This is a genomic window from Streptomyces albicerus (genome assembly GCF_008905045.1).
Taxonomy (GTDB): domain Bacteria; phylum Actinomycetota; class Actinomycetes; order Streptomycetales; family Streptomycetaceae; genus Streptomyces; species Streptomyces albicerus.
In genome coordinates this window covers 39,028-51,763 of sequence record NZ_VWMY01000030.1, presented here as the reverse complement: position 1 = coordinate 51,763, position 12,736 = coordinate 39,028, and the positions used below count along the sequence as shown (strand labels likewise).

Sequence of the window (12,736 nt, the reverse complement as noted above, 5' to 3'; positions counted from 1 at the left end):
TGCCCCCCGAGGCCGTTCAGGCCGATAAAGCGGGGTCTGGGGGCGCAGCTCCCAGGGATGGGACGGGTAGGGGCGGCGGGGGCGAAAAACGACTGCCCCGGCACGAACGCAGGGTGCCCCGCACACCAAGTCGGCGTGCGGGGCACCAGGCGCAACCCAGTGGAACGCTCACGCAGGGACGGAAGCCACGCCCTGCTCCAGGAACCGCTTGCCGTTCACACGCTCGGAGACACCCTCACGGTCCAGGTACGGCGTGATACCGCCCAGGTGGAAGGGCCAGCCGGCACCCGTGATCAGGCACAGGTCGATGTCCTGGGCCTCAGCGACGACACCCTCGTCGAGCATGAGCCCGATCTCCTGGGCGACGGCGTCGAGGACGCGGGCCCGCACCTGCTCCTCCGTCAGGACGGTGTCGCCCTGCTTCAGCAGCGCGGCGACCTCAGGGTCCAGCTCCGGCTTCCCGCTGTCGTAGACGTAGAAGCCGCGCTTGCCCGCCTTGACGACGGCCGCGAGGTTCGGGGAGACCGTGAAGCGGTCCGGGAAGGCCCGGTTGAGGGTCTCCGAGACATGCAGACCGATCGCGGGACCGACCAGCTCGAGGAGGACGAGAGGAGACATCGGGAGGCCCAGCGGCTCGACCGCCTTCTCCGCCACAGCCACGGGCGTGCCCTCGTCGATGACGTTCTGGATCTCGCCCATGAAGCGCGTGAGGATGCGGTTCACGACGAACGCCGGGGCGTCCTTCACCAGAACCGCCGTCTTCTTCAGCTTCTTGGCGACAGCGAAGGCCGTGGCGAGCGAGGCGTCGTCCGTCGCCTCGCCCCGCACGATCTCGAGCAGCGGCAGAACCGCGACCGGGTTGAAGAAGTGGAAGCCCACGACCCGCTCGGGGTTCTTGAGCTTCGACGCCATCTCCGACACCGACAGGGACGAGGTGTTGGTGGCGAGGATCGCGTGCGCCGGAGCGACCGCCTCGACCTCCGCGAACACCTGCTGCTTGACACCGATCTCCTCGAAGACGGCCTCGATGATGAAGTCGGCGTCGGAGAAGCCCTCCGCCTTGTCGAGGACACCCGTGACCAGGGCCTTCAGGCGGTTGGCCTTGTCCTGGTTGATACGGCCCTTGCCGAGCAGCTTCTCGATCTCGGCGTGGACGTAACCCACACCCTTGTCGACGCGCTCCTGGTCGATGTCGGTCAGCACGACCGGCACCTCGAGGCGGCGCAGGAACAGCAGGGCGAGCTGCGAGGCCATCAGACCGGCGCCGACGACACCGACCTTGGTGACCGGACGCGCCAGGTTCTTGTCCGGAGCACCCGCCGGACGCTTGCCGCGCTTCTGCACCAGGTTGAACGCGTAGATACCGGCGCGCAGTTCGCCACCCATGATCAGGTCGGCGAGGGCCAGGTCCTCGGCGTCGTATCCCTGCTGCAGGTCGCCGTTCTTGGCCGCGGCGATGATGTCGAGCGCGCGGTACGCGGCCGGAGCCGCCCCGTGCACCTTGCCGTCCGCGATGAAGCGGCCCTTGGCGACGGCCTGGTCCCAGGCCTCGCCGCGGTCGATGACCGGACGCTCGACCTCGACGTCACCCTTCAGAACCTCGGCGGTCCAGATCAGCGACTGCTCAAGGAAGTCCGCGCCCTCGAAGACGGCGTCGGCGATGCCGAGGTCGAAGACCTGCTGGCCCTTGAGCTGCTTGTTCTGGTTGAGCGAGTTCTCGATGATGACGCTGACCGCGCGGTCCGCGCCGATGAGGTTCGGGAGCAGCGTGCAGCCGCCCCAGCCCGGGACCAGGCCCAGGAACACCTCGGGGAGCGAGAACGCCGCGATGGCCTTCGACACCGTGCGGTACTCGCAGTGCAGACCGACCTCGACACCGCCGCCCATGGCCGCGCCGTTGTAGTACGCGAAGGTCGGCACGGCCAGACCCGCGAGGCGCTTGAAGACCTCGTGGCCGCCCTTGCCGATGGCGAGCGCGTCCTTGTGCTCCTTCAGGAGCTCCACGCCCTTGAGGTCCGCGCCGACCGCGAAGATGAACGGCTTGCCGGTGACGCCGACACCGACGATCTCGCCGGCCGCGGCCTCCTTCTCGACCTGGTCGATGGCGGTGTTGAGGTTCGCCAGCGAGGCCGGGCCGAACGTGGTCGGCTTGGTGTGGTCGAAGCCGTTGTCAAGCGTGATGAGCGCGAAGCGCCCGGCGCCGAACGGCAGGTCGAGGTGACGTACGTGCGCGGACGTCACGACCTCGTCGGGGAACAGCTCGGCCGCGCCCTTGAGGAGTTCAGTGGTGCTCACTTGTCGCCTCCGGCGTCCTTGTGGTGCGGGTTCTCCCAGATCACGGTGGCGCCCATGCCGAAGCCGACGCACATGGTGGTGAGGCCGTAACGGACCTCCGGCTGCTCCTCGAACTGGCGGGCCAGCTGCGTCATGAGGCGGACGCCGGAGGAGGCCAGCGGGTGGCCGTACGCGATCGCGCCGCCGTACTGGTTGACGCGCGCGTCGTCGTCGGCGATGCCGTAGTGGTCGAGGAAGGCCAGGACCTGGACGGCGAACGCCTCGTTGATCTCGAAGAGGTTGATGTCCTCGATCGACAGGCCCGCCTTGGCGAGGGCCTTCTCGGTGGCCGGGATCGGGCCGTAGCCCATCACCTCGGGCTCGACACCCGCGAATGCGTACGAGACCAGGCGCATCTTGACCGGCAGGTTGTTCTCGCGGGCGAAGTCCTCGGACGCGATGATCGAAGCCGTGGCGCCGTCGTTCAGACCGGCCGCGTTACCGGCGGTGACCCGGCCGTGCACACGGAACGGCGTCTTCAGACCGGCCAGGTTCTCCAGGGTGGTCCCCGGGCGCATCGGCTCGTCGGCGGTGACCAGACCCCAGCCGGTCTCACCGACCTCCGAGTTGGTGTTGCGCACCGAGATCGGCACCAGGTCCTGCTGGATCTTGCCGTTGGCGTACGCCTTGGCGGCCTTCTCCTGCGAGCGCACGGCGTACTCGTCGGCGCGCTGCTTGGTGATGTGCGGGTAGCGGTCGTGCAGGTTCTCGGCGGTCATGCCCATGAACAGGGCGGACTCGTCGACCAGCTTCTCGCTGACGAACCGCGGGTTCGGGTCCACGCCCTCGCCCATGGGGTGGCGGCCCATGTGCTCGACACCACCGGCGATGACGGCGTCGTACGCGCCGAAGGCGATGGAGCCCGCGGTCGTGGTGACGGCGGTGAGAGCACCGGCACACATGCGGTCGATCGAGTAACCGGGCACGGACTGCGGCAGCCCGGCCAGGATTCCGGCCGTGCGGCCGAGCGTCAGGCCCTGGTCGCCGATCTGCGTGGTCGCGGCGATGGCGACCTCGTCGATCTTCTTCGGGTCGAGACCGGGGTTGCGGCGCAGCAGCTCCCGGATCGCCTTCACGACGAGGTCGTCGGCGCGGGTCTCGTGGTAGATGCCCTTCGGGCCCGCCTTGCCGAACGGGGTACGGACGCCGTCGACGAAGACGACGTCCCTGACGGTACGAGGCACGATGGCTCTCCTCCAGATGCGGGATGGCACTGCTGCGATGCGCTGAGCGCGCGCTCAGAACCCATGCTACTTGTGGGTAACGTAGCTGCCCAGTCCCACGGCGGGGAGCGGCGAAGGTCACACGATTTTTTTGAATCTTGCCCCGGCATCTGAATCGTGCCCCGGCGTGGGCGCCCCGTCAGGGGCGCGGGGCTGTGACATATGCGGCTCCGCCGCGTGGGCGCGACCAGCCACATACGGCCCGCACCCCGCACACGACATCCGCTCTCACCCCCTTGGCGGCGCCGTAGACCCCCGAGGCGTAAGAACAGGCGTGGGCACCGGATGAGACCCCGCCCCGTCCCCAGTGATCACTCCGAACAGCGTCCGCGCCACATCCGCCCCAAATCCATGCACGTCATGACTCATCGCGGACAACGTCGGATGCGTCAGCCGACACAACTGAGAGTCGTCCCAAGCAAGCAACGAAACATCACCCGGCACCGACAGCCCCATCTCTGAAGCCACCGACAGCCCCGCCACAGCCATGATGTCGTTGTCATACACGATCGCCGTCGGCCGATCCGCGGGCGCGGCGGTCAGCAACGACCGCGTCGCCCGAGCCCCCGCGTCCCCCGAGAAATCCGTGGCGACTTGCCACGCCCCGGCCAGCTCCAGCACCCGCGCCGCCTCATCGAACGCGGCCGTTCGAATCGCCGTGTGCCCGAGTGCGGCCGCCCCGCCCACCCGGGCGACCCGCCGATGCCCGAGCGCCGCGAGATACCGCACGGCCTCGGTGACGGCGGTGGCGTCGTCGGTCCACACGGAGGTGAGGCCGCCGGTGAGCGAGGGATGCCCGACGGCCACGACGGGCATGCCGAGGCGATCGACGGCGGCCACGCGCGGGTCGTCGGCGCGGAAGTCCACCAGGATCGACCCGCTGATCTGCTTGCCCCGCCACCAGGAGTCCTGGAGTCCGACCTCCTCCTCCACCGTGCGCACGAGCCGCAGCAGCAGGGAGCACGAGTGCTCGGTCAGCACGCTCTCCACGCCCGAGATGAACTCCATGTAGAACGGTTCGAGCCCGAGCAGCTTCGCCGGCCGGCAGATGGCGAGGCCGACCACGTCCACGCGCCGGCTGGACAGCGACCGGGCGGCGAGGTTCGGCGCCCAGCCCAGCTCGCGCGCCGCCTCGAAGATCCGGTCCCGGGTCGCATCGGAGAGCCCCGGCTTGTGGTTGAAGGCGAGCGACACGGCCCCCTTGGACACCCCGGCGCGGGCCGCGACGTCCTTGATCGTGACGCGGGGTGGTGTCGTCATCGTGCGGGCTCCACGCAGTACAGGGCGGATCGTGCGCTCACAGGGTCCAGATCGTCCAGAGTCTCCCAGCCGCGCACACCGATGGTCACCTGTTCTCCGGGGAGCAGCGTCACGAGCCCCCGGTCGGCCGACGCCTCCGGCGCCAGCCGATCGGCCTGCAGCAACAGATCCCGTACGAGGGTGTGGGCCGTGACGGTCACCCGGCCCGGAGCGACCGAGACGTCGAACCGCGGCCGGGGGTAGGGGACTTCACGGTCCGGCACCGGGAAGCGCAGGGCCCGCAGTCCTCCCTCACTCTCGACTTCGCTCGAGCGGGGGGACCCCCACGTGTCCGCCACCAGGAACTCCTTGGGTCCGACGGGCTCCAGCTCCTTGGGTACGCGGATGTCGGCGACCGCCCGCGCCCCGGCCGTCAACCCCACACTCGTCTCGGCCACCACACCACCCTCGACGGACATCCGGCGCAGCGTCACACGACTCTTCCAGGCGTCGGCCGCCTGATTGACGGCCGCCAACACCAGGCCTCCCTCCCGGAGTTGAAGGGTCAGCAGCCGGTCCGCGTACAGCCGTTTGAGCTCGTGATAGAGCGGCTTCTCGCGGCCGTCTCCGTCGATCGCCGCCCAAGAGGTCACAGGCCAGCAGTCGTTGAGCTGCCAGACGATCGTGCCCGCGCACACGGGCCAGTGCGAGCGCCAGTGCTCGATGCCGGCGGCGACGGCCCGCGCCTGGTTGACCTGGGTGAGGTAGTGCCACCGGTCGAAGTCGTTTGCAGAGAAGCCTTGTTCGGCTACGGCGAAGTGACGCGCGAGCCCGCGCGCCAGCTTCCCGTTCCCGTCGTCGGCCTTCTGGTGGTGCAGCATGCCGGGGGAGTCTGAAGCGAGTTCCTCATCGGGCAGGGCACGCCGCAGAGTGGCGTACGCGGGCGGTGCCTGCCAGCCGAACTCCGCAACAAAACGCGGGACTTGGAGCCGGTAGTCCGTGTAGTCCTCCCGGTTCCACACCTCCCACGAGTGGTGGGTGCCGTGCGCCGGGTCGTTGGGGTGGTGGTCCCAGGAACCGGACCAGGGGCTGCCCGCCGTGTACGGCCTTGTCGGGTCCAACTCGGCGACGACACGGGGGAGTACGCCCAGGTAGTACCCCTCGCCCCATGAGTCCCCGGCCAGCCGCCGCTCCCAGCCCCAGTCCTTGAAGCCCCACAGGTTCTCGTTGTTGCCGTTCCACAGCACGAGCGAGGGATGCGGCATCAGCCGTACGACGTTCTCGCGGGCCTCGGCCTCCACCTCGCCGCGCAGGGGCTGTTCCTCGGGATACGCGGCGCAGGCGAAGGGGAAGTCCTGCCAGACCATCAACCCCAGCTCGTCGCAGGCGTCGTAGAAGTCCTCGCTCTCGTAGATGCCGCCGCCCCAGACGCGTACGAGATCGACGCCGGCCTCGGCCGCCTGGGTCAGGCGGGTGCGGTAGCGCTCGCGGGTGATCCGGGAGGGGAAGACGTCGTCCGGGATCCAGTTGACGCCACGGGCGAACAGCCGCTCGCCGTTGACGACGAAGGTGAAGCCGGAGCCGTGCTCGTCGGCGCGCCGGTCCAACTCGACGGTCCGGAAGCCGATCCGACGCCTCCAGATGTCGAGCAGACCTTCGTGACTGAGCCACAACTCGACGTCGTACAGCGGCTGTTGGCCGTATCCGCGCGGCCACCACAGATCGACGTCCGGCACTTCGAGGCGGACGACTCCGCTCGTGCCGTCGACCTCCGCGCTCGCCTGGACACCACCGATCCGGGCGCCGAGGGTGAGCCTCGCCTCGACCCTGGTCCGCTCGACCTCCACGTGCAACTCGACACGGCCCAGGTGCTGTTGGTCCCGTTCCACCGTCACCACGGGCCGTACCCGGGCGATCCGTGCCGTCGACCAGTGCTCCAGTCGGACCGGCTTCCAGATGCCGGCCGTCACCAGTGTCGGCCCCCAGTCCCAGCCGAAGGAGCAGGCCATCTTGCGGAGGTACTGGAAGGGCTCGGGATAGGCGTTCGGCCGCTCTCCGAGGCGCCCGCGCACCGCCTCTGCCTCGCCGTAGGCGGACCTGAAGCGCACCGAGAGCCGGCCGCTGAGGCCCGTCACGTCGAAGCGATGCTGGCGGTGCATGTTCTGTACGGAGCCGAGGAGCCGGCCGTCGAGCCGGATCTCCGCGGCGGTGTCGAGGCCGTCGAAGACGAGGTCCGTCTGCTCGTGCCCGCCCGGAATCGGAGCGAGCGTCGTCTCGTACGTCCAGTCGCGCCGCCCCACCCACGCCACCTCGGTCTCGTTCCGCCCGAGGAACGGGTCCGGGATGATCCCCGCCGCCAGCAGATCCGTGTGCACACAGCCCGGCACCGTGGCGGGGAGCGCGGCCCCGTCGTGCCGCAGGATCCACCCCTGGTCGATCGGTGTGACGTCCAGCATGCGCACTCCTAAACCGGTATAGGCAACTGCTGACCAGGACTGGTACACACTTCTGCATCCTTGGCGAAATAAGGACTTTACCGGTTTAGTGCCGACTGCCAGAGTGCGGAACCAGCCATCCCACTCGTGCTCATCCGTCCCCGAACGGAGCTGGTGCAGATGAACCGCCGCACGAAACTCGCCGGACCACTCCTCGCCGCCGCGCTGCTGGCCGCGGGCTGTACCGGAAGCGGAGGCACGTCGAAAGGCGCGGACGCCAAGGCCCCCGTCGACGCGGACAAGGTGTCAGGCACGATCACGGTCCTCACCCACCGGACCGACCTCGTGCAGGACGGCACGATGAAGAAGTACGCCGCCGAGTTCAACAAGACCTATCCGAAGGTCAAGGTCGAGTTCGACGCCCTCACGGACTACGAGGGCGAGGTCAAGATCCGTATGAACACGGAGAACTACGGCGATGTGCTGATGATCCCCGCCGTGATCAAGAAGAACGACTACCCCAAGTTCTTCGCCTCGCTGGGCACGCAGGCCGAGCGCAGCGAGAAGTACCACTTCACCGACTTCACCACGGTCGACGGCAAGGTCTACGGGCAGAGCCCGATGGGCGCGCTCCCCGGCTTCATCTACAACAAGCGGGTCTGGAAGGAAGCCGGGATCACCGAATGGCCCACCACACCCGCCCAGTTCATCGACGGTCTGAAGGCCATCAAGGCCAAGACCGACGCGATCCCGTACTACACGAACTTCAAGGACATGTGGCCGCTGACCAACTGGACGTACGTCGACGGCGCGGTCAGCTGTGACACCCGGGCGACGACCAGGCTCGCCGAGGGCGACCCGTGGGCCGAGGGCGAGGACCTGCGCGTCGGCGACACCCTGCTGTACGACATCGTGCGCGGCGGGCTCATCGAGAAGGACCCGACGACCACCAACTGGGAAGGTTCCAAGCCCGAGTTGGCCAAGGGCGACATCGCCACGATGTGGCTCGGCTCCTGGGCGATCACCCAGTTCCGGGCGGCGGCCGAGCAGGCCGGCTCGAACCCCGACGACGTCGGCTTCATGCCCTTCCCCGCCCAGCAGGACGGGAAGTTCTGCGCGACCATGTCGCCCGACTACAACCAGGCCGTCAACATCAACTCCGACCACAAGGACGCGGCCCGCGCCTGGATCGACTGGTTCACCGACAAGTCCGGCTACGCGGACGACAATCTGACCCTCTCGCCCGTCAAGGGCGCCCCGCTGCCCGAGGTGCTGAAGCCGTACGAGGACGCCGACGTGAAGATCATCGAGCTCGACGACGCGAAGGGCGGGGCGGTCAAGGAGATCGACAACCAGTCGGAGGTCGGCATCTACAAGCCGGACTACCGCCAGGACCTCGTCGACCTCGCCCGCGGCGCCAGGAAGGGCAGCCTCGACGACTTCCTGGGCGACCTGGGCGAGCGCTGGGAAGAGGCACGCAAGTCCTCGGGGTCCTGATGACGGACACGACCGAGAAGGTGGCGCGGCCGAACGTGGCCGCGTCCGCCGTCCGAAAGGCGAAGGCCCCGCGCAAGGTACGCCTCTGGCGGGGGCTCACGCCCTGGCTCTTCCTCGCCGCCCCGCTGGTCCTGCTGATCACGTTCACGTACGCGCCGGTCGCCAACATGGTCGCGTACAGCTTCACCGACTGGGACGGCGTCAGCCCCGAGCTCAGCTACACGGGCGCCGAGAACTACGTCGAACTCTTCACCCGCCCCGAACTGTTCGAGGTCTTCTTCGTCAGCGGCTACTACCTGGCCGCCTCGGTGGTCCAGATCATCGCCGCGCTCTACTTCGCGACGATCCTGAGCTTCAATGTGCGCTTCCGGAACTTCTTCAAGGGCGTGCTCTTCTTCCCGTATCTGATCAACGGGGTCGCGATCGGTTTCGTCTTCCTCTACTTCTTCCAGGACGGCGGCACGCTCGACTCGGTGCTGAGCCTCTTCGGCGTCGACTCCGACCGCGCCTGGCTCGGCACCCCGGTCTCCGCGAACGTCTCGCTGGCCGGTGTCTCCGTCTGGCGCTACATGGGCCTGAACTTCGTCCTGTTCCTCGGCGCGATCCAGTCCATCCCGGGGGAGTTGTACGAGGCCGCCGAGCTGGACGGGGCGAACCGCTGGCAACAGTTCCGGCACATCATCGCGCCCGGCATCAGGCCCGTACTCAGCCTGACCGTCATCCTCTCCGTCTCCGGCTCGCTCGCCGCCTTCGAGGTGCCGTTCATCATGACCGGCGGCGCGACCGGCACCGAGACCTTCGTGATCCAGACGGTGAAGCTGGCCTTCCAGTTCAACAAGACGGGGCTCGCCTCGGCGGCCGCGGTGGTGCTGCTGCTGATCATCCTGGCGGTGACCTGGGTGCAGCGACGCCTCGTCCCGGACGACAAGGTGGATCTCGTATGACCCGCAGGGGACTGGCCCGGACCCTCACCTACCTGTCGCTGGTCGTCGCCGGCGTGGTCGTCCTGCTGCCGCTCCTCGTTGTCCTCCTCACATCCCTCAAGTCCGAGAAGGAGATGGCGAACGACAGCGGGGCGCTCCAACTGCCCGACAACCTGCTGAACTTCGACAACTACGTGACGGCGTTCCAGGACGGTCGGATGCTCTCGGCGTTCGGGAACACCGCGGTCATCCTGCTCATCTCCGTCACCGGCACGGTGATCATCGGGTCGATGGCGGCGTACGCGATCGACCGCTTCACCTTCCGCTTCAGGAAGCTGGTCGTCGCGCTGTTCCTGGTCGCCACGCTCGTACCGGGGGTGACCACCCAGGTGGCGACCTTCCAGATCGTCGACAGCTTCGGCATGTTCGACAGCCGCTGGGCGCCGATCGTGCTCTACATGGGCACGGACATCGTCTCGATCTACATCTTCCTGCAGTTCGTGCGGTCGATCCCGGTCTCCCTCGACGAGTCCGCGCGGCTCGACGGCGCCAACGCCTTCACGATCTACCGGAAGATCATCTTCCCGCTCCTGAAGCCCGCGATCGCGACGGTGGTCATCGTCAAGGGGATCACCGTCTACAACGACTTCTACATCCCGTTCCTCTACATGCCGTCCGAGGACCTTGGCGTGATCTCGACGTCACTGTTCCGCTTCAAGGGTCCGTTCGGAGCGCACTGGGAGAACATCTCGGCGGGCGCGGTCCTTGTCATCCTCCCGACGCTGCTCGTCTTCCTGTTCCTGCAGCGCTACATCTACAACGGTTTTACGAGGGGCGCGACGAAGTAGCCCCTCAAGGGGCGCGGGGCTGTGACATTTTGCGGCTCCGCCGCGTGGGCGCGACCAGCCACAACGGACCCGCAGCCGCCATACGTCCGAACCACGTACGGCGGCTACGCGTCTTTCAATCCTTGGCCTTGGCCTCGGCAGCCAGCGCCGCCACCAACACCGGCGTAACCTGCTCCACCTGCCACGGCCGAGCCCCGTAGGAGGCGAGCGCCGCCCCCACGGACTCGGCGTCCGCGGAAGCGGGCGGCTCCCAGCACACGCGCCGAACCGTGTCCGGAGTGATCAGATTCTCCTGCGGCATGTTCAACGTCTCCGCAAGCGCGGAGACGGCGGCCCGCGCGGCGGACAGCCGAGCCGCGGCCACCGGATCCTTCTCCGCCCAGGCCCGCGGCGGCGGAGGCCCGGTCACCGGCTGCCCCGGCTGCGGCAGCTCGCCGTCCGGCAGCGCCTTCGCGCGATCGACGGCGGCCTGCCACTGCTCGAGCTGGCGCCGCCCCATCCGATGCCCGAACCCGGTCAACGCGGCGAGCGCGTGCACGTTGGCCGGAAGAGAGAGCGCGGCCTCCACAATGGCCGCGTCCCCCAGCACTTTGCCCGGCGAGATGTCCCGGCGCTGCGCCACCCGGTCCCGGGTCTGCCACAGCTCCCGTACGACCGCCATCTGCCGGCGACGACGCACCTTGTGCATGCCGGAGGTGCGGCGCCACGGGTCCTTGCGGGGCTCCGCCGGAGGCGCCGCGGCGATCGCGTCGAACTCCTGCCGCGCCCACTCCAGCTTGCCCTGCCGGTCGAGCTCCTTCTCCAGCGCGTCCCGCAGGTCCGTGAGGAGCTCCACGTCGAGCGCGGCATAGCGCAGCCACGGCTCGGGCAGCGGACGGGTCGACCAGTCGACCGCCGAGTGCCCCTTCTCCAGTACGAAGCCCAGGACGCCTTCGACCATCGCGCCGAGGCCGACCCGCGGGAACCCGGCGAGCCTCCCGGCCAGCTCGGTGTCGAACAGGCGGCTGGGGACCATACCTATTTCGCGGAGGCACGGCAGGTCCTGCGTGGCCGCGTGCAGCACCCACTCCACACCGGAGAGGGCCTCGCCGAGGCCGGACAGGTCGGGGCAGGCGACGGGGTCGATCAGGGCGGTGCCGGCGCCCTCGCGGCGCAGCTGCACCAGATACGCGCGCTGGCCGTATCGATAGCCGGACGCCCGCTCGGCGTCCACGGCGACGGGGCCGCTGCCGGCCTCGAACGTGGCGATCACCTCGGCGAGCGAGGCCTCGTCGGCGATCACGGGCGGAATTCCGTCGCGGGGCTCCAGCAAGGGGATCGGCGCCGATTCGACGTCGTCCGGAGGAGCGCCTCCGGTGGTTCGCAGTGAACTGTCTGCTGCGGTCTCTTGGGCGTCGGTCACCTGTCAAGGGTATCTGTGTATGGACTACGCCCGTCGACGGAACGTTCCGTCGACGGGCGTCTGGGGGTCGTAAACCAGTCAGGTCAGTGAATCCTGAATCAGTAGGCGATTCCGGTTCATGTGGAGTGAATGGTTCCGTTCTGTGGTCCGGGCAGGGACGGCGACTACGGTCAGTGGATGATTCCGGTGCGCAGGGCCACCGCCACCATGCCGGCGCGGTCGCCCGTGCCGAGCTTGCGGGCGATGCGGGCGAGGTGGCTCTTGACGGTCAGCGCGGACAGGCCCATAGAGACGCCGATGGCCTTGTTCGACTGGCCCTCCGCCACCAGTCGGAGCACCTCGACCTCCCGGCCGGACAACTCGCGGTAGCCGCCCGGGTGGCTCGGGGCACCCGGGGGGCGGCGGTGCATACGGGCGGCGGCCGAGCCGATGGGGGCGGCGCCCGGGCGGGTGGGGAGCCCGATGTTCGTACGGGTGCCGGTGACGACGTAGCCCTTGACGCCGCCCGCCAGGGCGTTGCGTACGGCGCCGATGTCGTCGGCGGCGGAGAGGGCCAGGCCGTTCGGCCAGCCCGCGGCGCGGGTTTCGGACAGGAGGGTGAGGCCGGAGCCGTCGGGGAGATGGACGTCTGCGACACAGATGTCGCGGGGGTTGCCGATGCGGGGACGAGCCTCCGCGACGGACGAGGCCTCGATCACGTCGCGAACACCGAGCGCCCACAGGTGGCGGGTGACGGTGGAGCGCACGCGGGGGTCGGCCACGACCACCATCGCGGTCGGCTTGTTCGGGCGGTAGGCGACCAGGCTTGCGGGCTGCTCGAGGAGAACGGACACCA

9 protein-coding genes are annotated in these 12,736 nt (G+C 68.7%); 3 read left to right on the top strand and 6 right to left on the bottom strand.

Annotation, left to right across the window (positions count from 1 at the left end; all coding sequences use genetic code 11):
* Positions 1-168: 168 nt before the first annotated feature.
* The 4 genes from GAS53_RS26810 to GAS53_RS26795 all read right to left on the bottom strand — a co-directional run bounded on the left by GAS53_RS26810 (position 169) and on the right by GAS53_RS26795 (position 7,252).
* Complete coding sequence (locus GAS53_RS26810) at positions 169-2,295, bottom strand: 3-hydroxyacyl-CoA dehydrogenase NAD-binding domain-containing protein (protein WP_151480280.1); 2,127 nt, start codon at positions 2,293-2,295, stop codon at positions 169-171.
* Positions 2,292-3,518, bottom strand: coding sequence for a thiolase family protein (locus GAS53_RS26805; protein WP_151480279.1), 1,227 nt, complete (start codon positions 3,516-3,518; stop codon positions 2,292-2,294). Before GAS53_RS26805 ends, GAS53_RS26810 begins: the two co-directional genes overlap by 4 nt.
* A 267-nt stretch (positions 3,519-3,785) precedes the next feature.
* Positions 3,786-4,817, bottom strand: a complete 1,032-nt coding sequence (locus GAS53_RS26800) for a LacI family DNA-binding transcriptional regulator (protein ID WP_151480278.1) — start codon at positions 4,815-4,817, stop codon at positions 3,786-3,788.
* Positions 4,814-7,252, bottom strand: a complete 2,439-nt coding sequence (locus tag GAS53_RS26795) for a glycoside hydrolase family 2 protein (RefSeq protein WP_151480277.1) — start codon at positions 7,250-7,252, stop codon at positions 4,814-4,816. Before GAS53_RS26795 ends, GAS53_RS26800 begins: the two co-directional genes overlap by 4 nt.
* A 159-nt stretch (positions 7,253-7,411) precedes the next feature.
* Here GAS53_RS26795 and GAS53_RS26790 point away from each other — a divergent pair, with 159 nt between their 5' ends.
* The 3 genes from GAS53_RS26790 to GAS53_RS26780 are packed head-to-tail and all read left to right on the top strand — an operon-like array spanning position 7,412 to position 10,499.
* Positions 7,412-8,728 (top strand): extracellular solute-binding protein, encoded by a 1,317-nt coding sequence (locus tag GAS53_RS26790; protein ID WP_151480276.1) that lies wholly within the window; start codon positions 7,412-7,414, stop codon positions 8,726-8,728.
* Complete coding sequence (locus GAS53_RS26785) at positions 8,728-9,672, top strand: carbohydrate ABC transporter permease (protein WP_151480275.1); 945 nt, start codon at positions 8,728-8,730, stop codon at positions 9,670-9,672. The genes GAS53_RS26790 and GAS53_RS26785 overlap by 1 nt, the downstream gene beginning before the upstream one ends.
* Positions 9,669-10,499 carry a carbohydrate ABC transporter permease gene (locus tag GAS53_RS26780; protein WP_151480274.1) on the top strand — a complete coding sequence of 277 codons (831 nt, stop codon included), beginning with the start codon at positions 9,669-9,671 and terminating at the stop codon, positions 10,497-10,499. The genes GAS53_RS26785 and GAS53_RS26780 overlap by 4 nt, the downstream gene beginning before the upstream one ends.
* 115 nt (positions 10,500-10,614) lie before the next feature.
* Here the strand turns inward: GAS53_RS26780 and GAS53_RS26775 are convergent, their stop codons facing one another.
* Positions 10,615-11,901, bottom strand: a complete 1,287-nt coding sequence (locus GAS53_RS26775; RefSeq protein ID WP_151480273.1) for a ribonuclease D — start codon at positions 11,899-11,901, stop codon at positions 10,615-10,617.
* Between the two features lie 170 nt (positions 11,902-12,071).
* Positions 12,072-12,734 carry a response regulator transcription factor gene (locus GAS53_RS26770; protein ID WP_129305965.1) on the bottom strand — a complete coding sequence of 221 codons (663 nt, stop codon included), beginning with the start codon at positions 12,732-12,734 and terminating at the stop codon, positions 12,072-12,074.
* Between the last annotated feature and the right edge of the window lie 2 nt (positions 12,735-12,736).

Bases quoted from the DNA above. Each gene is read 5' to 3' on its own strand.
- GAS53_RS26785 (WP_151480275.1), top strand. From the start codon at position 8,728: ATGACGGACACGACCGAGAAGGTGGCGCGGCCGAACGTGGCCGCGTCC.
- GAS53_RS26780 (WP_151480274.1), top strand. From the start codon at position 9,669: ATGACCCGCAGGGGACTGGCCCGGACCCTCACCTACCTGTCGCTGGTC.
- GAS53_RS26800 (WP_151480278.1), bottom strand. From the start codon at position 4,817: ATGACGACACCACCCCGCGTCACGATCAAGGACGTCGCGGCCCGCGCC.
- GAS53_RS26795 (WP_151480277.1), bottom strand. From the start codon at position 7,252: ATGCTGGACGTCACACCGATCGACCAGGGGTGGATCCTGCGGCACGAC.
- GAS53_RS26790 (WP_151480276.1), top strand. From the start codon at position 7,412: ATGAACCGCCGCACGAAACTCGCCGGACCACTCCTCGCCGCCGCGCTG.